The sequence below is a fragment of the Haemophilus haemolyticus genome (assembly GCF_003490935.1).
GTDB classification, from domain to species: domain Bacteria; phylum Pseudomonadota; class Gammaproteobacteria; order Enterobacterales; family Pasteurellaceae; genus Haemophilus; species Haemophilus haemolyticus_M.
The window spans coordinates 168,880-190,970 of record NZ_QQGD01000001.1; the positions used below are offsets into that span (position 1 = coordinate 168,880).

Sequence of the window (22,091 nt, forward strand, 5' to 3'; positions counted from 1 at the left end):
TCCTTATAACACAAAGAAATAGAAGTAGCTGAAAAAAGGTACCGCGGCAGTCAAGCTATCAATGCGATCTAATACACCACCATGGCCCGGAATTAATTGACTGCTGTCTTTAACTCCTGACTCACGTTTAAACATACTTTCAGTTAAATCGCCCAATACTGAAATTGCAACTGTTGCAACGGAAAGGATAACGAATCCAGTGATATTTCGCTCACCAACTAAAGCATCGCCAGAGAAATGAATAAATACAAAAGCAAGCACTAACGCTGTAATTAAGCCACCAACAACACCTTCCCAGCTTTTACCCGGTGAAACTTTAGGCGCAAGTTTACGTTTACCAAATGCTCGTCCGCTAAAATAAGCGCCTGAATCAGCAGCCCAAACAAGCACAAACACGTAAAGTAATAAAAATAAGCCGTGATAAGGATCATGGGTATAGTGTTCTAAACGTAAACGTAATACCCCCGCGATAAATGGGATTAAAGTAGAAAAGGCAAATAAAAGCTGTAAAAGAGGATTTTTAGACCAAAATTTAGCTGATTTAGGATAACTCACTACAAGCAATAAAGCTAAAATCCACCAACCAACAGCATTCATCAATAAAAGCTGAAGATGCTGTTCAAACACACGACCCGCATCTAAATAGTTGCCCTCAGTGTAGAGCCATAAAAAGATAAAGGCGCCTAAAAAGGCTGCAACACAAAAACGCGCTAAAGGCTGTTTAAGGCGGGCAAACTGAGTCCATTCCCAAATGCCTAAAGTCGCTACTGCACCTAACGCGAGGGCAAAATAAAAAGGCGTGAATAAAAATAGCGCACATAACACTGCTGCGATTAACACAATGGCAGATAAAACTCGTTGTTTAAGCATAATTTTAATCCATTTATTGAATTATTCTGTCCCACCAAAACGGCGATGACGTTGTTGATAACAGGCGATGGCGCGGTTAAATTCCGCCTCATCAAAATCTGGCCACAGCACATCGGAAAAATAAAGTTCCGCATATGCAATTTGCCATAATAAAAAATTACTAATTCGTTGTTCACCACTGGTACGAATCAATAGATCAACTGGTGGTTCATCTTGTGTCACCAAATGACGCTGAAAAGCAATTTCATCAATCTCGTCAACGCTCATTTCATTATTTTTTACTTTTTCTGCGAGTTGTTTTGCTGCTTGGACAATATCCCAACAACCGCCGTAATTTGCAGCAATATTAAGCGTAAGTGCGGTATTTTTTTCTGTTAAATTTTCCGCTTTTGAGATTTTATCTTGCAAAGATTCACTAAAACGAGATACATCGCCAATAATTTTCAGGCGAATATTATTTTTATGTAATTTTTTCACTTCGCGATCTAAAGCTTGCATAAAAAGCGTCATTAACGCGCTGACTTCTTGCTCTGGTCGATTCCAATTTTCGCTACTAAAAGCATAAAGCGTAAGAAAATTCACGCCAGTTTGGCGAGCATAACTTACTGCTCGACGAACTGCAGATACGCCATTGGTATGGCCAAAAATACGCATTTTATTTTTCTGTTTTGCCCACCGCCCATTACCATCCATAATAATGGCAACGTGTTTTGGAATATTGTTTTGATCGAGTTCTATCATTATTTTTATTATAAAAAGATCCCTATAAATTCGGCTGTGAACTATATCATAAGTTGTATTTGCTTGCTATGGATTAGCGCTCCCTAATCCACACTTTATTTTTTACATAATTCATTTTTATAATAAAGAAAAATAAACAAAACGAAGAATTTATGTCTGCGATTGAACAAAATAAAGACGGCATTAGATTAAGAATATTCTTACAGCCAAAAGCCAGTAAAGATCATATTGCTGGCATTCACGATGATGAATTAAAAATTACCATTACTGCGCCACCTGTTGATGGTCAAGCAAATGCGCATTTATTGAAATTTTTAAGTAAATCCTTCAAGGTACCCAAAAGCAGTATTATTTTAGAAAAAGGGGAATTTAGCCGACACAAACAAGTTTGGATTCCTGAACCCAAATTAATTCCAAAAGAAATTCAAAATCTATTGTAAAAACAAAGAAAAAAATCACCGCACTTTGGACTCTCACCCTATCAATTTATGCGGTTTTACGGTATTCTATGCCACATTTTCTATTGTCAAAATGCTGCAGAAGTGCGGTTAAAATTTAAGGTGATTTTATGCAAGAACAATATCGTCCCGATATGATCGAACCAAAGGTTCAACAATATTGGGCAGAAAATAAAGTTTTCAAAGCAATCAAAGACGAATCTAAAGAAAAATATTACTGTCTTTCTATGTTCCCGTATCCTTCTGGCCGCCTGCATATGGGGCATGTACGCAACTACACTATTGGTGATGTAATTTCTCGTTATCAACGTATGCTAGGTAAAAACGTATTGCAACCATTTGGTTGGGATGCTTTCGGCTTACCGGCAGAAGGTGCGGCGATCAAAAATAAAACTGCGCCTGCTAAATGGACATACGAAAACATTGCCTACATGAAAAAACAACTTCAGCTTTTAGGCTTTGGTTTCGACTGGGATCGTGAAATCGCAACCTGTAAACCAGAATACTACAAATGGGAGCAATGGTTCTTCACTGAGCTTTATAAAAAAGGCTTAGTGTACAAAAAAACCTCAACAGTAAACTGGTGTCCGAATGATGAAACTGTACTCGCAAACGAGCAAGTACACGAAGGTTGTTGCTGGCGTTGTGATACACCAGTGGAACAAAAAGAAATCCCACAATGGTTTATCAAAATTACTGACTATGCAGAGCAATTATTAGGTGGTTTAGATACCCTTCCACAATGGCCTGACATGGTAAAAACTATGCAGCGTAACTGGATCGGTCGTTCTGAAGGGGTAGAAATTACTTTTGATGTTGTAGATACCAACGAAAAAGTAGCAGTTTACACCACGCGTCCAGATACCTTTTACGGCGTAAGTTATTTAGGCATTGCGGCGGCACATCCATTAGCAAGTTTAGCGGCTCAAAATAATCCTGAATTAGCCGCCTTTATTCAGGAAGCGAAAAATGCCAAAGTAGCAGAAGCTGATCTTGCGACAATGGAGAAAAAAGGAATGGCAACGGGTTTATTTGCCATTCATCCATTGACGGGTGAAAAATTACCAATTTGGGTTGCGAATTTCGTGTTAATGCACTATGGCACAGGCGCTGTCATGGCGGTTTCAGCTCACGACCAACGTGACTTTGAATTTGCTCAAAAATACAGTTTGCCAATTAAACAAGTGATCGCACCTCTTGCGGATGAAGAAATTGATTTAACCAAACAAGCTTTCGTTGAACACGGTAAATTAGTGAACTCAGCTGAGTTTGATGGTTTAGATTTTAATGGCGCTTTCAATGGTATTGCAGATAAATTAGAAAAATTAGGTGTTGGAAAACGTCAAGTTAATTACCGTTTACGTGACTGGGGCGTTTCTCGCCAACGTTATTGGGGAGCGCCAATTCCGATGCTAACCCTTGAAAATGGCGATGTAGTACCTGCACCAATGGAAGATTTACCCATTATTCTTCCTGAAGATGTGGTAATGGATGGCGTAAAAAGTCCAATTAAAGCAGATCCTAACTGGGCAAAAACAACCCTTAACGGCGCACCAGCGTTAAAAGAAACGGATACCTTTGATACCTTTATGGAATCCTCTTGGTATTACGCGCGCTACACTTGTCCACAATATCAAAATGGCATGCTTGATGCGGAAGAAGCAAACTATTGGTTACCAGTGGATCAATATATCGGTGGTATTGAACATGCAACAATGCACTTGCTCTACTTCCGTTTCTTCCACAAATTATTGCGTGATGCAGGATTTGTAACCAGTGACGAACCAGCCGATAAATTATTATGTCAAGGTATGGTGCTTGCAGATGCTTTCTACTACACCAGTCCAACCAATGAGCGTATTTGGGTGAGTCCAACACAGGTGACTCTTGAACGTGATGAAAAAGGCAGAATTATTAAAGCGACCGATCCTGAAGGGCGTGAACTAGTCCACAGTGGCATGACCAAAATGTCGAAATCCAAAAATAACGGTATTGACCCACAAGAAATGGTAGAGAAATATGGTGCCGATACTGTTCGTCTCTTTATGATGTTTGCCTCTCCAGCAGAAATGACCTTGGAATGGCAAGAATCTGGCGTAGAAGGTGCTAAACGTTTCTTAGGGCGTGTTTGGAACTTGGTATATCAATATCAACAAAATCCAGCAAAAACAAGCCTAGATACCACCGCACTTTCAGCAGCTCAAAAAGCGCTTCGTCGTGAAGTACATAAAACCATTGCGAAAGTGAGCGATGATATTGGTCGTCGTCAAACATTTAATACTGCTATTGCAGCAGTGATGGAGTTGATGAATAAACTCACTAAGGCTTCCTTAGAAAGTGATCAAGATCGGGCTGTCATGGCGGAAGCGTTAAGTGCAGTTGTGCGCATGCTTTATCCAATTACGCCACATATCTGCTTTGAATTATGGCAAGCGCTAGGAAATGAAAGCAACATCGATACCGCTGAATGGGTGAAAGCTGATGAAGCCGCAATGGTAGAAGATGAAAAACTCATTGTTGTGCAAGTAAATGGCAAGGTTCGTGGAAAAGTGACTGTTCCCGCAACGTCTTCAGAAGAAGAAATTAAAGCGGCGGCCAAAGCAGATCCTAATGTTGCAAAATTCCTTGATGGAAAAGAAATTCTTAAAGAAATCTATATTCCATTAAAAATGTTGAATTTTGTGGTTAAACCATAATCCGTAGAATCTGTGGAATATTGATATTTCACAGATTCTATCTTTATTAGTGTATGGATTTTAAATTTGTACACTCCACAATAAAGGTAATTTTTATGATTAAATCAATCAAAGCGTTGTTTATTGTAGCAAGCATTACCGCTCTTTCTGCTTGTGGCTGGCATTTTCAAAACGGTACATTAATTCCACAAGAATTACGTACTCTTACCTTTGAAAGCGCTGATCCATACAGTGAAATGTCAGTGGCGATGCGTAATCAGTTACAAGCGAATAATGTTCAACTCGTCAATTCGACTCAAGGCATTCCTGTTTTGCGGATCAATAAATTTCGCACAAATGATGAAGTTGCTTCTGTCTTTAAACGCGGGCGAGAAGCTGAGAAAGTATTGATGTTAGAAGTGGAAGCAAGCATTCGTTTAGCGAATGGTGAAAGCCATCCAATCACGGCAAAAGTCAACCGCACTTTCTTTGATAACTCTCGCGCAGCATTAGCTAAATCTAGCGAACGAGAAGTAATTTGGAATGATATGCGAGAACAAGCTGCACGTCAGCTCATTACTAAAATGGTTGCATTAGAAAAACAAGTGAAAAACAAATAATGAATCGAATCTTCCCTGAGCAACTTAATCAACATCTTTCCCAACGTTTAGCCAAAGTTTACTTTTTGGTCGGGCAAGATCCATTGTTACTGAGTGAAAGTGAAGATGCCATTTATAAAACAGCCAACCAACAAGGATTCGATGAGAAAAATAGCATTCAGATTGATAGCCAAACTGACTGGGCGCAACTCATAGAATCCTGTCAATCCATGGGATTGTTTTTTAATAAACAAGTCATGGTATTAAATTTACCAGAAAACTTCACCGCACTTTTACAGAAAAATCTGCCAGAATTTATTTCGGTTCTACATGACGATATCTTGCTGATTTTACAAATTGCAAAGCTAGCAAAAGCAAATGAAAACCAAGCATGGTTTGTTGAACTAAACCAATATGAAACCAGTGCGATTCTTGTAAATTGCCAAACGCCTACAGCTGAAAATCTCCCCCGTTGGGTAAAAAATCGTACCAAAACGATGGGATTAGAAGCTGATGATGAAGCAATCCAACAACTTTGTTACAGTTATGAGAATAACCTGCTCGCACTCAAACAAGCTCTGCAACTTTTAGATTTGCTCTATCCTGACCATAAACTTAACTACAATCGTGTAATTAGCGTAGTCGAACAATCCTCAATTTTTACACCATTTCAATGGATTGATGCTTTGCTAATGGGAAAAGCAAATCGCGCTAAACGTATTTTAAAAGGTTTACAAGCTGAAGATGTGCAACCTGTTATTTTATTACGCACGCTACAGCGAGAATTATTTACGTTGCTGGAACTCACAAAACCACAGCAACATACGATGACAACGGAAAAACTTCCAACTCAACAAATTAAGGTTGAATTTGACCGTCTAAAAATCTGGCAAAATCGCCGACCGCTCTTTTTAAGTGCGATTCAACGTTTAACCTACCAAAAGCTCTACGAAATTATTCAAGAGCTCGCCAATATCGAACGTCTTGCTAAACAAGAATTTAGCGATGAAGTGTGGATTAAACTTGCTGATTTATCTGTAAAAATTTGTTTGTAATCGCTATTGTTTTTTTTTTTGCACTAAAGCGGTATAATAAAACGCCACATCGGCAATGACTTATTAATTAACTTTCGTGAGGATATCATGATAAAAAAAACACTAGCTACACTTATTTTAATGGGATTTGGTTTTTCAGCTTCTGCAGCTGATTTGTCTGCAAGTTGTAAAACTTATTTCGCTGAAATTGATTCTTTCTTAGCATCAATGCCAGCTGCGCAAGCAAATGCAATGAAAGCGCAATATGAATCAAGCAAACAACAATTTGCCTCAATGCCCGTAGCGGCACAAGATAAGGCTTGTAATCAAGCGGCAGAACAACTTAAACAAATGAAAGCCGCAATGCCGAAATAATTTGAAAAAATCAATAGATGTTATATAAACCCTAGTCTGACTAGGGTTTTATTTTATAGGATGGAGAATTTCATTCAATAACCGATGAATTAATTTTGCATTAGCGGGAGGAAACTGTCCTGCATCTAATGCACGTTGCTCAACCCAAAAACCTTCTTGCCCCTCTCGCCCAAAAGGCTCACCAATCCATTCATCTACGATATAAAAGAAAAAAGAAATAATCTTTGTTGGATATTCAAATTGGAAGCGCTCGTAAAGTTCAGCATTTAATACCACAATGCCAATTTCCTCTTCCAGTTCACGTTTTAAAGCCTGTTCTGGGGTTTCTCCCGCGTCCACTTTTCCACCGGGGAATTCTAAAGATTGCGCAAAATCCTGTCCTTCTAAACGCTGCGTTAAATAGATCTGACCAAACTCATTACGAATAATCCCTGCAGCAACTTGTATAATTTTTTTATCCATTTCTTCTATCCAATAGCACCTATGAAAAAAGTGCGGTGAAAAATCACCGCACTTTGGCTAATCATTAATGGCGAGCTGCACGACTGCCATGACAATGCTTATATTTTTTACCCGAACCACAAGGACAAGGCTCATTGCGTCCAATACGACGATCTGAATAATCTCCAGAATCTGAATTCTGGATTGCCTGACCATTTTCATCCACAGGTAAATTATTTTGATTGATACGAGCAGCCATCTCCTGACGAGCACGTTCAGCTTCTTCCATTTCTTCCTGAGTACGCACACGTACACGCGTTAACGTCGTGATAACGTGGTGTTTTAAAGAATCCAACATTTCCGTAAACATACGGAAAGATTCTTTTTTGTACTCTTGTTTTGGATCTTTTTGCGCATAACCGCGTAAATGAATACCTTGGCGTAAATAATCCATTGCAGCTAAGTGTTCTTTCCAAAGCTCATCTAAGGTTTGTAACATGACGCCTTTTTCAAAGTTGCGCATGGTTTCTTCACCAGCGAGTGCTTCTTTTTCTTTATATTCTTTTTCGGCGACTTCGACGATGCGTTCACGCAAGTTTTCTTCGTGAAGATTATTATCTTCTTCCAGCCAATGAGAAATTGGTAATTCCATACCAAACTCTTGAGCCAAACGTTCCTCAAGCCCTTTAATATCCCATTGTTCTTCCAAAGATTGCGGTGGAATATATTGATCAATCACGCTATTAAATACATCGTGGCGAATGGCGTTGATAGTTTCAGAAATATCATCATTATCAAGCAAATAATTGCGTTGCTCATAAATTGCATGACGTTGGTCATTTGCCACATCATCATATTCAAGTAGGTTTTTACGACCATCGAAATGGAAGGCCTCAACTTTTGCTTGAGCTGATGCGATCACTTTCGCCAACATTTTCGATTCCATAGCCTCACCAGGCACGGTGAACGCTTTACGCATTAAATTAAGTTTACCTTCATTTAAATAAATGCGCATTAAGCCATCTTCCAAAGAAAGATAGAAGCGAGAAGAACCAGGGTCACCTTGACGGCCAGAACGACCACGCAACTGGTTATCGATACGGCGAGATTCATGACGCTCTGTACCGATAATATGCAAACCACCTGCTTTCATTACAATCTCGTGGTTCTTTTCCCACTCAGCTTTAAGCGCTTCAATTTGTTCTTGAGTTGGATTTTCTAATTTAGCAGCCTGCGCTTTCCAGTTACCCCCAAGGATAATATCCGTACCGCGACCCGCCATATTCGTTGCGATAGTCACCGCACCAGGATAACCTGCTTCAGCCACGATTTCCGCTTCTTGTTGGTGGAATTTCGCATTCAACACATTGTGTTTGATGCCCACTTTATCTAAGGCCTTAGATAATTTTTCTGATTTTTCTACTGAAATCGTCCCCACTAACACTGGTTGCTGGCGTTCTACACAATCTTTGATGTCTTCAATAATCGCATTAAATTTATATTGTTCATTTTCAAACATAACATCTGTGCGATCATCACGAATCATTGGACGGTTTGTTGGAATCACAACAGTTTCCAAGCCGTAAATTTGTTGGAACTCAAACGCTTCGGTATCCGCAGTCCCCGTCATACCCGCAAGACGCTCATATAAACGGAAGTAATTTTGGTAAGAAATTGACGCAACAGTTTGGTTTTCACTCTTAATTTCAACCCCTTCTTTTGCCTCAATGGCTTGATGTAAACCATCTGACCAACGACGCCCTGCCATTGTTCGACCTGTGTGTTCATCAACAATCACGATTTCACCATCTTTCACAATGTAATCGACATCTTTTTCAAACAATGTGTGAGCACGCAATGCAGCCATAACATGGTGAAGCAACACGATTCGACCAGGAGAGTACAAAGAATCCCCTTCAGGCATTAAACCTTGCGCAATCAACCAATCTTCTACTTTTTCTTGGCCACGTTCAGTTAAGTGTGCCTGTTTAGATTTAAGATCTAAGGTAAAATCACCTTCACCTTGGTATTCTTCTGTATCTTCTTTTTCTTGTTTAATTAAGTTTGGAATCAGTTTATTGACTGCAATATAAAGCGCAGAACTGTCTTCAGCTTGACCAGAAATAATCAATGGCGTACGCGCTTCATCAATTAAGATGGAATCCACTTCATCCACCAGCGCATAGCCTAAAGTACGTTGGAAACGCTCTTCTTTTGAGTGGGCTAAATTGTCACGTAAGTAGTCAAAACCAAGTTCACTATTAGTTGCATAAGTAATATCAGCTGCATAAGCTGCACGTTTTTCTTCAGGTGGTAAACCAGGAATATTTACGCCTACAGTCATACCTAAAAATTCAAATAACGGACGGTTTGTTTCTGCATCTCGGCGAGCAAGATAGTCATTCACCGTCACAACATGAACGCCTTTCCCTTCAAGGGCGATTAAATAACAAGGCAAAGTCGCAGTTAATGTTTTACCTTCACCAGTACGCATTTCTGCGATACAGCGGTTAGTCAATACCATTCCACCAATAAGCTGAACATCAAAATGGCGCATACCAAGCACGCGCTTACTTGCTTCACGTACCGTTGCGAATGCTTCTGGTAAAATTTGTTGCAAAGTTTCGCCCGCACTTAAACGATCACGAAACTCTTGTGTTTTTGCTTTTAATTCATCATCACTTAATGCCTCAAAAGCTGGCTCCATTTTATTAATTTTAACGACTTGTTTTTTTAATTTACGTAGAATACGTTCATTACGACTGCCAAAAATTCTTGTTAAAATGCTCATAATTTCTCTTTTTAAATATATAAGTTAAATAGTTAAATGCTTATGAAATACTTTATTTCATGCACAATAATTTTTTAAAATATCGCTATTTCAATAGCAATATTCTTCACAAAAAACAGAAAAATTAAATAAGCAAGGGGCCTGCTCGAATTGGCGCACTAAGATTCAACGCTTCAGCAAAAAAGTGCGGTTGAATTTTAAGTTGTTTTTCAGTTTGGTGGGAAATTGAAGGTTGAGGAATGGCTTGTCGTTGCACTTCGCGTGCCACTTTTACCGTCTCTAACGCTTGTTGAATCGAAACACTCGAGGAATAATTTTCCGCGTTATTTTGATTTTCAAAACTTTGTGCGTTAGGCAAAGCAAAAATTGCGATAATACTCAAAAGTAATCGCGACCAAAAATTCGGTTTGACAGTGCCTGAAATCATCATCTCGTTGTTTATTATGAAAATTGCGTGTATTGTAGCGGAAATCTAAACTAATGTCATTTACTGGGGGCAGACTTTATGGAAAACAAGGCTGATCGTTATCAAAAAGCAGTCAATATTATGGATGTGCTTGAGCAATCTCCCTTTGCCAAAATAATGAAAAAAGGTCTTGCTATCAATGAACTTAATCAAAAATTTAACCGCATTTTTCCACAGGAATTTCACGGAAAATTTCGTATTGGTAATATGATAGATAACTCAATTTTTATTGAGACAGCAAATGCCATTGTTCGCCAAGGAATTTTATTCAGACAGACTGAATTATTAAAACTTATTCAAGAAGAATTTCCGCATGTAAAACGACTTGAGATAACAATAAACCCTGGTTTTTAAAAGCTAAGAATAGGAGAGAGGGGAGATTTAATATCAATCAGACTTTTTTAACAATGCTTTCTCTATTTTTTTCTCTTCGCGTCTCTTCTGAAAAAATGCGCTTAATTTATGACTACACTCTTCTGCCAATACACCAGATGTGATCTCCAGAGTATGATTCATCTTATAATCATCAAAAAAATGGAAACGTGATCCAACAGCCCCAGTTTTATAATCAGAAGCGCCGAACACAAGGCGTTTAATTCTACTATGTAAAATCGCCCCAGCACACATTGTGCAAGGCTCCAATGTCACATAAAGCGTAGTATTTAGTAAGCGATAATTTTGAATATTTTTCGCGCCATTACGCAAAGCGATAATTTCAGCATGTGCGGTGGGATCGCTTTGAACAATGGAAAGATTCCAACCTTCTCCAATAATATTTCCAGCGTCATCAACCAAAACCGCCCCCACAGGAATCTCACCTAACGCTTCTGCTTTATCGGCAAGTTCAAGGGCATAGCGCATCATTTTCTCGTCAAATTCTGACCGCACTTTTGCTGCATCCATTAGACGGAAAAAGGATACTTAATCGGTTCATGAGATTGATAGCCAACGACTTTGAAATCATCCATCGTGACCCAAGTTTCTAAATCTTCAAGGCTTTTTATATCTGGATTGATTTCTAATTTTGGCAACGGGAAAGGCTCGCGTTTAAGTTGCACATCACGCATTAACTCAAGCTGATCTTCATAAATATGCGCATTCACAATTTTATGATATGCCTTGCCTGCTTTTTTGCCCGTAATCTGAGCCATAAGCGCCAAGAAAGTAAACACTTGAATTTGATTGAAATTCAATCCAAGCGGAACATCACAGGAACGTTGATAGCTAGTGAGATGTAAAGTATCACTCACAAGAGAAAAAGTATGCGTGTGCATACAAGGACGAAGACAACCAAGATCAAATTCTCCTGGATTAAAGAAGGTTAAAATTTCCCCTCTATCATCAATACCCTTGGTCAAATTATTAACAATTTTGCGTAGCTGATCGATGGTTTCACCATTAGGTTTACGCCATGCTCTGCCTTGCACACCATATACGCGCCCCATATCATCAACACCTCTACGGTGCGGATTCGCGAGCCATGCTGCATTTTCATTCGCATTGGCATCCCAAGTTTTAGTACCAAGTGCGCGGAAATCAGCGGCATTGTCATAACCACGAATATAACCTAAAAATTCGGCAATTGCCGCTTTCCAATAACTTTTACGCGTGGTTATCAACGGAAATTGATTATTCGCCACATCATATTCTAAATCTGCATTAATAACCGTCAAACAACGCTTACCTGTACGCTCATTGGCAATCCATTCACCTTCATTAACAATGCGACGACAAAGATCAAGATATTGTTTCATAAAAATCTCCTATTTTATTACCGCACTTTTGCGTGAATAAGCCCAAGCCATAATTAAAGTCCCACCAATAATCATTGGTAAACAAAGTGCTTGTCCTCTTGTAATGACCCCAAAGAAATTTTCAACTTCAGGCTCACGCACATATTCCACAATAAAACGGAAGACGCCATAACCAATTAAGAATAAGCCTGCAACAGAGCCCATTGGACGTGGCTTTTTAATAAAAATATTCAGAATCGTAAACAACACTACGCCTTCTAAAAAGGCTTCATAAAGTTGTGATGGATGACGAGGAAGTAATAGTGGATCATTCGGGAAAATCATTGCCCAAGGCACATCCGTTTCGCGTCCCCATAGCTCAAGATTAATAAAATTACCAATTCTACCTAAACCTAAACCAAACGGAATCAAAGGCGCAACAAAATCAGCCGTTTGCCAAAAATTACGTTTTTGTGAGTAAGACGTCCAAATCATGGCAACAATGACGCCTATTAAGCCGCCATGGAAAGACATTCCACCTTCCCAAACACGGAACAAATAAAGCGGCTCTTGTAAGAAACGATCCAAATTATAAAAAAATACATCGCCAACACGTCCGCCAATAAATACGCCCATAAAACCGTTGAAAAGTAAGGTATCAACTTGATCCACCGTCCAACCGCTATTTGGGTGACTAGCACGGTGAACCGCAAGCCAACGTGCAAAAATAAACCCCAAAAGGTACATCAAACCATACCAACGTAAGCCGATATTGCTATCACCAAGAGTAAAAATAGTTGGGTCAAAATGAGGCAGAAGCAAATAATTTGAATTCATAATTTTCTCTATCTAATAAACATATCAACAGCAATGGTAATTAATAAAAGTGCAAATCCTTTCTTTAAAGTTGGCACTGGTAGTTTTGAGGTGGCTGTCGCACCAAGTTTTGACGTGAAAAAGGATGTGGCAGTAATACATAACACGGCAGGGAAATAAATGTAACCTAAAGAATATTCCGGCATTGCTGCATTCCCCAAGCCACTTAACATGAAACTGAACATTCCAGAAGTTCCGAGTAACATGCCACAGAAAGCCGAGGAACCAATAGCCTTTTTCATATCGATACCGCGAGAATTTAAAAACGGCACAATAAATCCACCACCACCGATGCCTGCAGCACTAGATGCCATGCCAATTAGAATGCCACCGATAATAGACGATTGAGTCGTCAAAGGTTTAACTGTTTTATTTGTCTTAGGTTTAATAGATAAGACCATTTTAACTGCGAGATAAACCACTAAACAGGCAAATAATTTACTAGAAATATCGCGATCAAGTTTTCCGATAAAAAAACCGCAAATAAACACGCTAACCATGATGCTCGGAGCAAGTACCTTCACCGCACTCCACACAACATTACCTAACTTATGATGTCGTTGAGCTGAAGAAAAGCCAGTAATAACAATCGTTGCGAAAGAGGTTCCAAGTGCGGTAGACATCAATAAAGGTTCTGGCACGCCCACCATTGGCAATAAGTACACTAACACAGGAACAATCAGCAATCCGCCACCAATACCAAAAAGCCCCGCAAAAAAGCCAGCAACCGCCCCCACAAGCAAACAAAGTAAAATAAAGCTAAGCATTATGAATTCCTTGTTTTATTAAAAGAACGTTTTGGAAATTTTGAACCATTATATTTTTTAGGATGAGTATAAGATTTTTGCTCCAATTCTCGTGTAGGTTGATATACAGGAGGATTTTCTGAGAACAACACCCCCGAAAACTCTTTCATCGCTTTGCGATACACTTCTTTTTTGAACGACACGACTTGACGAACTGGATACCAAAAACTCACCCAACGCCATCCATCAAATTCTGGCGATTTGGTCGTTTGCATATTGATATTTTTTTCATCGCCAACAAGCTGCAACAAAAACCAGCGTTGTTTTTGCCCTATACACATCGGTTTGCTGTCATAACGCAACAAACGCTTTGGTAATTTATAACGCAACCAATGTTTAGATACATATAAAATGCGCACATCTTTAGGCTGTAGCCCAACTTCTTCGTACAGTTCACGGTACATCGCTTGCTCGGCACTTTCATTATCATTAATGCCACCTTGCGGAAACTGCCACGAATTTTGCCCACAGCGCTTCGCCCAAAGCACTTGCCCTTTGCGATTACAAATCACAATACCCACATTTGGACGGTAGCCATCAAAATCGATCACTATCGTTTTACCTTAAATTTTTCATATAAAAATAGTCTGCAGATTGTTTCATAAATCAGTGTTTTTATCAACCAAAGGGCGGATTACGCAATAAAATATACAGATTGTGGATAACATTGTGAATAACAGATTTCTGATTGTGAATTGAGCACGTAAAAATGGGAAAGGATCCTTATCTCATCAAACTTGAAAATAAATTGAGTTATTTCCAATCAAAAGATCTTAAACAAAAATAAACCGCACTTTTCACATATAAAAATGGAAGAAAGTGCGGTAAAAAAATACAATTTTTAAAGGAACTCCATTCACCAAAGAGCTTTTAGCTATCTCTTTGAGTTATTCAATATTTCTGTGGATAAAATTGTGGTTGAGAAAATCCATAATGTTGTATAACTCAAAAAAACCTTTCCAAGACAATTTCAAGAGAAAATTTATCCATTTAAATTCAATTGCTTAGCAACAAAACATGACAATATCTTTAATACACAGAATCCTCTAATTTTTGATGTCTAATTTTTAAACAAATTATTTTAGGCTGGCAAAATAACGTTCCCAATCGAAATATTGACCAGGATCGATCTTACGTCCTGGCGAAATATCACAATGCCCAACAATTCGTTCTTTCGTAATTTTAGGGTAATTTTTCATGATTAAGTTAGTAAGCTCTTGCAATGCCAAATACTGCTCATTAGTAAAAGGCTGCTCATTACTACCTTCTAACTCAATTCCAATGGCAAAATCATTACATTTTTCTCTCCCTTGAAAGCTAGATAATCCAGCATGCCAAGCCCTTTGGTTAAAATTAACATATTGTGTGATTCGCCCGTCTCGTTCAATCAAACAATGGGCAGAAACACGCATTTGATGAATTTCTTCAAAATAAGGGTGAATCTTAGGATCTAATTTCCCTTGAAAAAAATCATCCACATATCCGCCACCAAATTGTTCTGGCGGTAAGCTAATGTAATGGATCACAAGAAGTGAAATATCCTCTAAATCTGGGCGTTCATCAAAATGCGGAGATGGAATTTGTCGACAATCAGTCAGAAATCCTTTCTCAATATCTTTTATTTTTCGCATACATTTTTCCTATTTTTGCGATCAGGATCGCAGAAAAAGTGCGGTCTGTTTTACAAAACAATTTTCCCTTTTCACAATATTTCAGCCAATAAAGGCTTAACGAAAGGAAAATAAATGAAACTAACTACACAAACTACCTTGAATAAAGGGTTTACTTTAATTGAATTGATGATAGTCATCGCCATCATCGCGATTTTAGCTACTATCGCTATTCCTTCTTATCAAAATTATACCAAAAAAGCCGCGGTATCCGAATTACTGCAAGCTTCTGCACCTTATAAGTCAGATGTGGAATTATGCGTTTATAGCACAGGTAAACCGTCCACTTGCTCGGGAGGAAGCAATGGAATTGCGGCTGATATTACAACAGCAAAAGGCTATGTAAAATCAGTGACAACAAGCAACGGTGCAATAACAGTAGAGGGCAATGGTACATTAGACGGAATGAGTTACACACTTACTGCTGAAGGCAATAGTGCAAACGGCGTTACATGGAAAACTACCTGTGGCACAACGAATGCCGATATTTTCCCTGCTGGATTCTGTTCAAAATGATCGACTTAACTAGTGCCAAACCTCGTGTAAAAGCACAAAATGGCGAGATATTTACGATCTCGCCAGATTTATGGGGGCGTAATCAGCAACAACAGTCTCTGCTCTTACGTTATTTTGCTTTACCACTCAAAGAAGAAAATAATCGTCTTTGGTTAGGTGTTGATTCCCTTTCTAATCTTTCCGCCTGTGAAACTATTGCGTTTATAACCGGTAAACTTGTTGAGCCTGTTTTATTAGAAAGCACTCAACTTAAAGAACTATTACAACAACTTGCCCCTAATCAACTTCAAGTGGAAGAGCAAGTTAAATATTACCAACATCAAGAACAGTCTCATCTTGACCAACAAGATGATGAACCCGTCATTCGCTTGCTTAACCAAATTTTTGAATCTGCTTTACAAAATAATGCCTCAGATATTCATTTAGAGATCTTATCGGATCATTTCCAAGTGCGGTTTAGAATTGACGGTGTTTTACAAGCTCAGCCTCCACTTAGCAAAAATTTGGCGAATCGAATTATTTCTCGCCTAAAACTGCTCGCTAAATTAGATATCAGTGAAACCCGCCTTCCACAAGATGGACGATTTCAATTTAAAACTACGTTTTCCGATATTCTTGATTTCCGTCTTTCAACGTTACCAACCCATTGGGGAGAGAAAGTTGTCCTAAGAGCACAGCAAAATAAACCAGTAGACCTCAGCTTTTCTGAACTAGGCATGACTGAAAGTCAACAGAAAGAATTTCAACGCGCGCTTAGCCAACCACAAGGATTAATTTTAGTAACTGGCCCAACAGGAAGTGGGAAAAGTATCTCACTTTACACCGCACTTCAGTGGCTAAATACGCCAGATAAACATATTATGACCGCTGAGGATCCCATTGAAATTGAACTTGATGGCATTATTCAAAGCCAAATTAATCCACAGATTGGATTAGATTTTAGCCGTCTATTGCGCGCTTTTTTACGCCAAGATCCCGATATCATTATGCTAGGTGAAATTCGCGATGAAGAAAGTGCAATGATTGCACTACGTGCCGCCCAAACGGGGCATTTGGTGCTTTCAACTTTACATACCAATGATGCAATATCTGCCATTTCCCGCTTACAACAACTCGGTATTCAACAACATGAAATTGAAAATAGTTTACTGCTCGTTATTGCGCAGCGTCTTGTACGAAAAATCTGTCCAAAGTGTGGTGGAAATTTAATAAATTCTTGTGATTGCCATCAAGGTTATCGAGGTCGAATCGGCGTATATCAATTTCTACATTGGCAGCAGAATGGCTATCAAACGGATTTTAAAAATTTACATATGAGTGGTTTAGAAAAAGTGAGCCAAGGTATAACAGATGAGAAAGAAATTGAACGTGTGTTAGGTAAAAACTCATGACTAAAAAACTCTTTTATTATCAAGGTAGTAACGCATTAAATCAGAAACAAAAAGGCTCAATTATTGCGGATACGAAACAACAAGCATACTTTCAATTAATAAGCCGCGGGCTTACTCACATCAAATTACAACAAAACTGGCAATTTGGGGCAAAGGCCAAAAATTCAGAAATTAGCGAATTACTCAATCAATTAGCAACATTGCTACAATCCGCAATTCCGTTAAAAAACAGCCTGCAAATTTTACAACAAAATTGCACTCAAATTATGCTCAATGAATGGCTTGAGCGACTGCTTCAATCTATTGAATCTGGTTTAGCATTATCACAGGCAATTGAACAACAAGGGAAATATCTCACACAACAAGAAATTCAACTGATTCAAGTGGGAGAAATAACGGGAAAACTTTCCGTTGTTTGTAAAAAAATAGCCACACATCGTAGCCAATCTTTAGCATTACAACGTAAATTACAGAAAATTATGTTGTACCCATCAATGGTGTTGGGAATTTCTCTATTATTGACACTCGCATTACTGCTTTTTATCGTGCCTCAATTTGCTGAAATGTACAGTGGCAATAATGCCGAATTACCAACAATAACCGCAATATTGCTCTCTATATCTAATTTTCTTAAGCAAAATATTGGGATTTTGCTATTTTTCACTTTTAGTTTTTTTCTATTTTATTACTTTTATCTAAAACGCCAGACTTGGTTTCATCAAAAGAAAAATCAACTTATTTCTATCACGCCTATTTTTGGCACAATTCAAAAGCTTTCACGTTTAGTGAACTTTAGTCAAAGTTTACAAATTATGTTGCAGGCTGGCGTACCGCTTAATCAAGCACTAGAGAGTTTTCTCCCTCGCACACAAACGTGGCAAACCAAGAAAACCCTCGTAAATGACCTAGTATTAGATAAAGAAGTGCGGTCAATTTTACAATGGGTTTCTCAAGGCTATGCGTTTTCTCATAGTGTAAGTAGCAATCTTTTCCCGATGGAAGCACAACAAATGCTCCAAATTGGCGAACAAAGCGGAAAACTCGCTTTGATGCTAGAGCACATAGCGGATAATTACCAAGAAAAACTTAATCATCAAATTGACTTACTCTCACAAATGCTGGAACCATTAATGATGGTGATCATCGGCAGTCTGATTGGAATTATTATGATGGGAATGTATTTACCTATCTTTAATATGGGCTCTGTTATTCAATGATTTACTTCGCAATGTTTTTATTAGGTGGCCTCTTAGGGATCGCATTGTGGTTCTACCTATCTGGTTTTATTACGCGTTTGCAGCAAGAGATTTATGCGACTTACGTTGAATTATTTCCACAAAACCGTTCTCCATTTCAACCGCACTTTGCCTATATTCAACCAAAAAAGTGCGGTCATATTTTGAGGTATTTTTTAGGTATTGGAGTAGGATTTATATTTTTACAAATTGCCTTCAAAGATTCTATTTTTACTGTATGGTTCGGACTCACACTTCTTATCCTTTGGGCAATCAGCTATCTTGATTGGCACTATCAACTTATTTCTACTACTCCCTGTTTATGGCTACTTACAATCAGTTTATTTGGAGCAGACAATAACTTTTCATTGCTTACGTTATCTGAAAGCATAAAAAGTGCGGCAAGTTTTTTTATTGTTTTCTACGCAATCTATTGGATTGCAAAATTCTATTACGGCAAAGAAGCCTTTGGACGGGGAGATTATTGGCTAGCAATGGCATTAGGAAGTTTTATTCATTTAGAAACCTTACCGCACTTTTTATTATTAGCCTCAGTTCTTGGAATATGTTTTTCGCTTATTCATAGGAAGAAAAAAGAATTTTTACCTTTTGCCCCTTTTATGAACTTGTCGGCTATCATAATTTATTTCGTCAAATATTACGGATATTAAAAAGGGGAAAACATAATATTTTCCCCTTGTTCTTCATGGAAGTGCAGTTACTTTTACGAACGTTTCATCACTTCAAAAAACTCTTCGTTAGTTTTCGCCATCATGAGTTTATCAATCAAGAATTCCATTGCATCCACTTCATCCATTGGATTAAGAATCTTACGAAGAATCCACATTTTTTGTAATTCATCAGATGTTGTGAGTAAGTCTTCTTTACGAGTACCAGAGCGTTTAAAGTCAATGGCTGGGAATACGCGTCTTTCTGCAATTTTACGAGAAAGGTGTAATTCCATATTACCTGTACCTTTAAATTCTTCGAAAATAACTTCATCCATTTTCGAACCAGTATCAACTAGCGCGGTGGCAATAATCGTTAAACTACCGCCTTCTTCCACGTTACGTGCAGCACCAAAGAAACGTTTTGGACGATGCAATGCATTCGCATCCACACCACCAGATAAAATTTTACCTGAAGCTGGGGTTACCGTATTGTAAGCGCGCGCTAAACGTGTAATAGAGTCAAGCAAAATTACCACATCTTTTTTATGCTCTACTGAACGTTTTGCTTTTTCGATTACCATTTCTGCCACTTGAACGTGACGAGTTGCAGGCTCATCAAAAGTAGAAGCAATGACTTCGCCTTTTACTGAACGTTGCATTTCTGTCACCTCTTCTGGGCGTTCATCAATCAATAATACGATAAGCTCTACATCAGGATAATTATGCGTGATACTTTGCGCAATATTTTGCAGCAACATGGTTTTACCTGCTTTTGGTGGAGCAACAATCAAACCACGTTGACCTTTACCAATTGGTGATGCTAAATCCAAAATACGTGCGGTTAAATCTTCTGTTGAGCCATTTCCTCGCTCCATTCTTAAACGAGAGTTAGCATGTAATGGCGTTAGGTTTTCAAATAAGATTTTGCTACGAGAAACTTCAGGTTTGTCATCATTAACTTGATCAACTTTTAAAAGTGCAAAATAGCGTTCGCCTTCTTTTGGTGGACGGATTTTACCTTCGATTTTATCACCAGTTTGAAGGTTAAAACGACGAATTTGACTTGGGGAAACATAGATATCATCAGGGCCTGCAAGGTAGGAACTGTCAGCAGAACGAAGGAAACCAAAACCATCCGGTAAGATTTCTAACACGCCACCACCGAAAATATCTTCACCGCTTTTGGCGTGCTGTTTTAAAATTGCAAAGACAATATCTTGTTTACGCAAACGAGCTAAATTCTCTAAGCCCATTTGTTCTTCGCCAAGTTTCACAAGATCAGAAACAGGCGTATTTTTAAGTTCAGTTAAATGCATAATGAATAAATATTGGAATTAATAAGAATTGATGATTCGAATGGTGAGCTAATGCTCTTTGAATGGCGCGTAAATTACCACTAAAACCCTGTACTGTCTAGCGTTTCTTTATATTTAATCTAAAAAATTACCGCACTTTTCTTTCTCTTTTTAACATAGAAGTTTAGCCGTCTAGATTGTTATTTATTTGATTTTTCATTAGAATACGGACAATTTGTAAGGTTATCAATAAGCACTAAGGTAAATTATGGCGGATTGGGACGGAAAATATATCAGCCCTTATGCAGAACATGGCAAAAAAAGCGAGCAAGTAAAAAAAATCACTGTGTCTATTCCAATCAAAGTATTGGAAATTTTGACGAATGAACGCACTCGCCGCCAATTAAAAAGTTTACGTCATGCAACTAACAGTGAATTACTTTGCGAAGCATTTTTGCATGCTTTCACCGGTCAACCTTTGCCCACCGATGCAGATTTAATGAAAGAGCGTAATGATGAAATTCCCGAAGATGCCAAAGTGCTTATGCGAGAATTAGGCGTCGACCCAGAAAGTTGGGAATATTAACCGCACTTTTCATTTATCCTTTTAATCCATTCAAAATTGAACATTCAGGGCAATCATTGCCCTGACAATTATCATGCCAACGCTGCAATTCTTGTACCATTTTTTGTAACTGTTCTATTTGTTGATTCAACATCGCAATATGTTGAGCAGTTAGCACTTTCACTTCTCGGCTACTACGCTTAGGATTATCTTGTAGTGCTAATAATTGTGCGATTTGATGTAATGAAAACCCCACATCGCGTGAGTGGCGAATAAAATGCAACCTTTCTAAATCACTTTCTCCATAATTTCTATATCCCGACAAACTGCGAATAGCGGGTTTAATTAAACCCATTTTTTCATAATCACGGATTTGTTTCGTAGATAAACCTACTAATTTTGCGGCTTCACTAATATTCATAAAAAATCTCTTGACCTTAACCTTACGTAAAAGTTTATAGTGTAGCCATCAATAAAACGACTCACAAGGAGTAAAAATGAAAACTATCACATTAAACATAGAAGGCATGCATTGCGGCGGTTGCGTAAAAAGCGTTACTCAAGTTTTAACTGAATTAGATGGCGTACAGTCTGCTGATGTTCAACTAGAAGGTAAAGCAAATATTACTTTTGATGAAAATCGAGTCAATGTTGCACAGTTGATTGAGGTCATTGAAGATGCTGGATTTGACGCCACAGAGTAAAAAATTTCGATTCAGATTGGTGGGATGACCTGCCAATCTTGTGCCAATCGTATTGAAAAAGTTTTAAATAAGAAAACATTTATACAACAAGCTGGAGTGAATTTTGCCGCCGAAGAAGCACAAGTTGTATTTGACTCTACGCAAGTAAGCGAAACTGAAATAGTTGATTGAGGTAATTG

The 22,091-nt window shown here is 38.4% G+C and carries 25 protein-coding genes and 1 pseudogene; 13 read left to right on the forward strand and 13 right to left on the reverse strand.

The annotated features are described in order from the left end of the window. Nucleotides 1-3: 3 nt before the first annotated feature. Both DV417_RS00900 and uppS read right to left on the reverse strand, forming a co-directional pair. Nucleotides 4-870 carry a phosphatidate cytidylyltransferase gene (locus DV417_RS00900; RefSeq protein WP_118878016.1) on the reverse strand — a complete coding sequence of 289 codons (867 nt, stop codon included), beginning with the start codon at nt 868-870 and terminating at the stop codon, nt 4-6. A 21-nt stretch (nt 871-891) separates the two neighbouring features. Next, nucleotides 892-1,611 carry a polyprenyl diphosphate synthase gene (uppS, locus tag DV417_RS00905; protein WP_118878019.1) on the reverse strand — a complete coding sequence of 240 codons (720 nt, stop codon included), beginning with the start codon at nt 1,609-1,611 and terminating at the stop codon, nt 892-894. Nucleotides 1,612-1,763: 152 nt separating this feature from the next. Here uppS and yggU point away from each other — a divergent pair, with 152 nt between their 5' ends. The 5 genes from yggU (at nt 1,764) to DV417_RS00930 (ending at nt 6,752) form a co-directional block, all read left to right on the forward strand. After that, nucleotides 1,764-2,051 carry a DUF167 family protein YggU gene (gene yggU / locus DV417_RS00910; protein ID WP_118878021.1) on the forward strand — a complete coding sequence of 96 codons (288 nt, stop codon included), beginning with the start codon at nt 1,764-1,766 and terminating at the stop codon, nt 2,049-2,051. Between the two features lie 128 nt (nt 2,052-2,179). Then, nucleotides 2,180-4,765: a leucine--tRNA ligase gene (gene leuS / locus DV417_RS00915; protein ID WP_118878024.1), complete on the forward strand. Its 2,586-nt coding sequence runs from the start codon at nt 2,180-2,182 to the stop codon at nt 4,763-4,765. 95 nt (nt 4,766-4,860) lie between these two features. Continuing rightward, the gene (locus tag DV417_RS00920) at nt 4,861-5,364 is read left to right on the forward strand and encodes an LPS-assembly lipoprotein LptE (protein ID WP_118878026.1); all 504 of its coding nucleotides are present in this window, start codon (nt 4,861-4,863) and stop codon (nt 5,362-5,364) included. Then, nucleotides 5,364-6,398, forward strand: a complete 1,035-nt coding sequence (gene holA / locus DV417_RS00925) for a DNA polymerase III subunit delta (RefSeq protein WP_118878028.1) — start codon at nt 5,364-5,366, stop codon at nt 6,396-6,398. The genes DV417_RS00920 and holA overlap by 1 nt, the downstream gene beginning before the upstream one ends. An 87-nt stretch (nt 6,399-6,485) precedes the next feature. After that, nucleotides 6,486-6,752: a DUF5339 domain-containing protein gene (locus DV417_RS00930; RefSeq protein ID WP_118878031.1), complete on the forward strand. Its 267-nt coding sequence runs from the start codon at nt 6,486-6,488 to the stop codon at nt 6,750-6,752. Between the two features lie 48 nt (nt 6,753-6,800). Here the strand turns inward: DV417_RS00930 and mutT are convergent, their stop codons facing one another. The 3 genes from mutT to secM all read right to left on the reverse strand — a co-directional run bounded on the left by mutT (nt 6,801) and on the right by secM (nt 10,411). Then, nucleotides 6,801-7,214, reverse strand: coding sequence for an 8-oxo-dGTP diphosphatase MutT (gene mutT, locus DV417_RS00935; protein WP_118878033.1), 414 nt, complete (start codon nt 7,212-7,214; stop codon nt 6,801-6,803). A gap of 64 nt (nt 7,215-7,278) precedes the next feature. Then, on the reverse strand, nt 7,279-9,984 hold the full coding sequence (gene secA / locus DV417_RS00940) for a preprotein translocase subunit SecA (RefSeq protein ID WP_118878035.1): 2,706 nt from the start codon (nt 9,982-9,984) through the stop codon (nt 7,279-7,281). 124 nt (nt 9,985-10,108) lie between these two features. Then, nucleotides 10,109-10,411 carry a secA translation cis-regulator SecM gene (secM, locus tag DV417_RS00945; RefSeq protein ID WP_065245803.1) on the reverse strand — a complete coding sequence of 101 codons (303 nt, stop codon included), beginning with the start codon at nt 10,409-10,411 and terminating at the stop codon, nt 10,109-10,111. A gap of 78 nt (nt 10,412-10,489) precedes the next feature. Here secM and DV417_RS00950 point away from each other — a divergent pair, with 78 nt between their 5' ends. After that, complete coding sequence (locus tag DV417_RS00950) at nt 10,490-10,804, forward strand: DUF721 domain-containing protein (RefSeq protein WP_046942222.1); 315 nt, start codon at nt 10,490-10,492, stop codon at nt 10,802-10,804. Nucleotides 10,805-10,837: 33 nt separating this feature from the next. Here DV417_RS00950 and tadA read toward each other — a convergent pair whose 3' ends face one another. The 6 genes from tadA to ampD form a co-directional block, all read right to left on the reverse strand. Continuing rightward, nucleotides 10,838-11,353 (reverse strand): tRNA adenosine(34) deaminase TadA, encoded by a 516-nt coding sequence (gene tadA, locus DV417_RS00955; protein ID WP_065245804.1) that lies wholly within the window; start codon nt 11,351-11,353, stop codon nt 10,838-10,840. Then, nucleotides 11,353-12,204, reverse strand: a complete 852-nt coding sequence (locus tag DV417_RS00960) for a thymidylate synthase (protein WP_065245805.1) — start codon at nt 12,202-12,204, stop codon at nt 11,353-11,355. The genes tadA and DV417_RS00960 overlap by 1 nt, the downstream gene beginning before the upstream one ends. Before the next feature lie 9 nt (nt 12,205-12,213). After that, nucleotides 12,214-13,020: a prolipoprotein diacylglyceryl transferase gene (lgt, locus tag DV417_RS00965; protein WP_118878038.1), complete on the reverse strand. Its 807-nt coding sequence runs from the start codon at nt 13,018-13,020 to the stop codon at nt 12,214-12,216. 8 nt (nt 13,021-13,028) lie between these two features. Beyond that, nucleotides 13,029-13,826 (reverse strand): sulfite exporter TauE/SafE family protein, encoded by a 798-nt coding sequence (locus DV417_RS00970; protein WP_118878041.1) that lies wholly within the window; start codon nt 13,824-13,826, stop codon nt 13,029-13,031. After that, nucleotides 13,826-14,416: an RNA pyrophosphohydrolase gene (gene rppH, locus DV417_RS00975; RefSeq protein WP_005637259.1), complete on the reverse strand. Its 591-nt coding sequence runs from the start codon at nt 14,414-14,416 to the stop codon at nt 13,826-13,828. The genes DV417_RS00970 and rppH overlap by 1 nt, the downstream gene beginning before the upstream one ends. A gap of 525 nt (nt 14,417-14,941) precedes the next feature. Next, nucleotides 14,942-15,496: a 1,6-anhydro-N-acetylmuramyl-L-alanine amidase AmpD gene (gene ampD, locus DV417_RS00980; RefSeq protein ID WP_009499712.1), complete on the reverse strand. Its 555-nt coding sequence runs from the start codon at nt 15,494-15,496 to the stop codon at nt 14,942-14,944. A gap of 114 nt (nt 15,497-15,610) precedes the next feature. Here ampD and ppdD point away from each other — a divergent pair, with 114 nt between their 5' ends. From ppdD to DV417_RS01000, 4 genes are read left to right on the forward strand one after another with little or no spacing between them, the layout of a single operon-like run. Then, on the forward strand, nt 15,611-16,051 hold the full coding sequence (ppdD, locus tag DV417_RS00985; RefSeq protein WP_005637257.1) for a prepilin peptidase-dependent pilin: 441 nt from the start codon (nt 15,611-15,613) through the stop codon (nt 16,049-16,051). After that, nucleotides 16,048-17,442 (forward strand): GspE/PulE family protein, encoded by a 1,395-nt coding sequence (locus DV417_RS00990; protein WP_009499710.1) that lies wholly within the window; start codon nt 16,048-16,050, stop codon nt 17,440-17,442. Before ppdD ends, DV417_RS00990 begins: the two co-directional genes overlap by 4 nt. Beyond that, a complete protein-coding gene (locus DV417_RS00995; RefSeq protein WP_009499709.1) occupies nt 17,439-18,659 on the forward strand; it encodes a type II secretion system F family protein in 1,221 nt (406 codons plus the stop codon). The genes DV417_RS00990 and DV417_RS00995 overlap by 4 nt, the downstream gene beginning before the upstream one ends. Further along, nucleotides 18,656-19,348: a prepilin peptidase gene (locus tag DV417_RS01000; RefSeq protein ID WP_118805232.1), complete on the forward strand. Its 693-nt coding sequence runs from the start codon at nt 18,656-18,658 to the stop codon at nt 19,346-19,348. Before DV417_RS00995 ends, DV417_RS01000 begins: the two co-directional genes overlap by 4 nt. Before the next feature lie 53 nt (nt 19,349-19,401). Here the strand turns inward: DV417_RS01000 and rho are convergent, their stop codons facing one another. Then, entirely contained in the window at nt 19,402-20,664 is a 1,263-nt protein-coding gene (rho, locus tag DV417_RS01005) for a transcription termination factor Rho (RefSeq protein ID WP_005629550.1), read from the reverse strand. Between the two features lie 247 nt (nt 20,665-20,911). Here rho and metJ point away from each other — a divergent pair, with 247 nt between their 5' ends. Next, complete coding sequence (metJ, locus tag DV417_RS01010; RefSeq protein ID WP_005634287.1) at nt 20,912-21,229, forward strand: met regulon transcriptional regulator MetJ; 318 nt, start codon at nt 20,912-20,914, stop codon at nt 21,227-21,229. Between the two features lie 13 nt (nt 21,230-21,242). Here the strand turns inward: metJ and DV417_RS01015 are convergent, their stop codons facing one another. Further along, entirely contained in the window at nt 21,243-21,629 is a 387-nt protein-coding gene (locus tag DV417_RS01015; RefSeq protein WP_046942234.1) for a Cu(I)-responsive transcriptional regulator, read from the reverse strand. Between the two features lie 76 nt (nt 21,630-21,705). On the opposite strand from DV417_RS01015, the gene DV417_RS01020 reads away from it, so the two are divergent. Continuing rightward, entirely contained in the window at nt 21,706-21,912 is a 207-nt protein-coding gene (locus tag DV417_RS01020; protein ID WP_046942235.1) for a heavy-metal-associated domain-containing protein, read from the forward strand. Between the two features lie 24 nt (nt 21,913-21,936). Beyond that, nucleotides 21,937-22,077, forward strand: a pseudogene (locus tag DV417_RS01025) (cation transporter); the annotation flags it as partial. Between the last annotated feature and the right edge of the window lie 14 nt (nt 22,078-22,091).

Bases quoted from the DNA above. Each gene is read 5' to 3' on its own strand.
- DV417_RS00900 (WP_118878016.1), bottom strand. From the start codon at position 870: ATGCTTAAACAACGAGTTTTATCTGCCATTGTGTTAATCGCAGCAGTG.
- uppS (WP_118878019.1), bottom strand. From the start codon at position 1,611: ATGATAGAACTCGATCAAAACAATATTCCAAAACACGTTGCCATTATT.
- yggU (WP_118878021.1), top strand. From the start codon at position 1,764: ATGTCTGCGATTGAACAAAATAAAGACGGCATTAGATTAAGAATATTC.
- leuS (WP_118878024.1), top strand. From the start codon at position 2,180: ATGCAAGAACAATATCGTCCCGATATGATCGAACCAAAGGTTCAACAA.
- DV417_RS00920 (WP_118878026.1), top strand. From the start codon at position 4,861: ATGATTAAATCAATCAAAGCGTTGTTTATTGTAGCAAGCATTACCGCT.
- holA (WP_118878028.1), top strand. From the start codon at position 5,364: ATGAATCGAATCTTCCCTGAGCAACTTAATCAACATCTTTCCCAACGT.
- DV417_RS00930 (WP_118878031.1), top strand. From the start codon at position 6,486: ATGATAAAAAAAACACTAGCTACACTTATTTTAATGGGATTTGGTTTT.
- mutT (WP_118878033.1), bottom strand. From the start codon at position 7,214: ATGGATAAAAAAATTATACAAGTTGCTGCAGGGATTATTCGTAATGAG.
- secA (WP_118878035.1), bottom strand. From the start codon at position 9,984: ATGAGCATTTTAACAAGAATTTTTGGCAGTCGTAATGAACGTATTCTA.
- secM (WP_065245803.1), bottom strand. From the start codon at position 10,411: ATGATTTCAGGCACTGTCAAACCGAATTTTTGGTCGCGATTACTTTTG.
- DV417_RS00950 (WP_046942222.1), top strand. From the start codon at position 10,490: ATGGAAAACAAGGCTGATCGTTATCAAAAAGCAGTCAATATTATGGAT.
- tadA (WP_065245804.1), bottom strand. From the start codon at position 11,353: ATGGATGCAGCAAAAGTGCGGTCAGAATTTGACGAGAAAATGATGCGC.
- DV417_RS00960 (WP_065245805.1), bottom strand. From the start codon at position 12,204: ATGAAACAATATCTTGATCTTTGTCGTCGCATTGTTAATGAAGGTGAA.
- lgt (WP_118878038.1), bottom strand. From the start codon at position 13,020: ATGAATTCAAATTATTTGCTTCTGCCTCATTTTGACCCAACTATTTTT.
- DV417_RS00970 (WP_118878041.1), bottom strand. From the start codon at position 13,826: ATGCTTAGCTTTATTTTACTTTGTTTGCTTGTGGGGGCGGTTGCTGGC.
- ampD (WP_009499712.1), bottom strand. From the start codon at position 15,496: ATGCGAAAAATAAAAGATATTGAGAAAGGATTTCTGACTGATTGTCGA.
- ppdD (WP_005637257.1), top strand. From the start codon at position 15,611: ATGAAACTAACTACACAAACTACCTTGAATAAAGGGTTTACTTTAATT.
- DV417_RS00990 (WP_009499710.1), top strand. From the start codon at position 16,048: ATGATCGACTTAACTAGTGCCAAACCTCGTGTAAAAGCACAAAATGGC.
- DV417_RS00995 (WP_009499709.1), top strand. From the start codon at position 17,439: ATGACTAAAAAACTCTTTTATTATCAAGGTAGTAACGCATTAAATCAG.
- DV417_RS01000 (WP_118805232.1), top strand. From the start codon at position 18,656: ATGATTTACTTCGCAATGTTTTTATTAGGTGGCCTCTTAGGGATCGCA.
- rho (WP_005629550.1), bottom strand. From the start codon at position 20,664: ATGCATTTAACTGAACTTAAAAATACGCCTGTTTCTGATCTTGTGAAA.
- metJ (WP_005634287.1), top strand. From the start codon at position 20,912: ATGGCGGATTGGGACGGAAAATATATCAGCCCTTATGCAGAACATGGC.
- DV417_RS01015 (WP_046942234.1), bottom strand. From the start codon at position 21,629: ATGAATATTAGTGAAGCCGCAAAATTAGTAGGTTTATCTACGAAACAA.
- DV417_RS01020 (WP_046942235.1), top strand. From the start codon at position 21,706: ATGAAAACTATCACATTAAACATAGAAGGCATGCATTGCGGCGGTTGC.